Genomic DNA, 368 nt, shown 5'->3' with positions numbered 1-368 from the left:
TTTTTTGTTTGCAAGCAGCAGATTACGCGCAGAAAAAAAGGATCTCAAGAAGATCCTTTGATCTTTTCTACGGGGTCTGACGCTCAGTGGAACGAAAACTCACGTTAAGGGATTTTGGTCATGAACAATAAAACTGTCTGCTTACATAAACAGTAATACAAGGGGTGTTATGAGCCATATTCAACGGGAAACGTCTTGCTCTAGGCCGCGATTAAATTCCAACATGGATGCTGATTTATATGGGTATAAATGGGCTCGCGATAATGTCGGGCAATCAGGTGCGACAATCTATCGATTGTATGGGAAGCCCGATGCGCCAGAGTTGTTTCTGAAACATGGCAAAGGTAGCGTTGCCAATGATGTTACAG

The 368-nt window shown here is 43.2% G+C and carries 1 pseudogene; it reads left to right on the top strand.

The features are described from left to right. Positions 1 to 169: 169 nt before the first annotated feature. Positions 170 to 368 (top strand): annotated as a pseudogene (locus tag SB725_RS30305) (APH(3') family aminoglycoside O-phosphotransferase); the annotation flags it as partial.

Source organism: Pseudomonas sp. SIMBA_041 (genome assembly GCF_046535095.1).
In the GTDB taxonomy this organism is placed as follows: Bacteria; Pseudomonadota; Gammaproteobacteria; order Pseudomonadales; family Pseudomonadaceae; genus Aquipseudomonas; species Aquipseudomonas mucoides.
The sequence above is the reverse complement of the archived record's forward strand: the minus strand, read 5'-3'. Positions and strand labels throughout refer to the sequence as shown.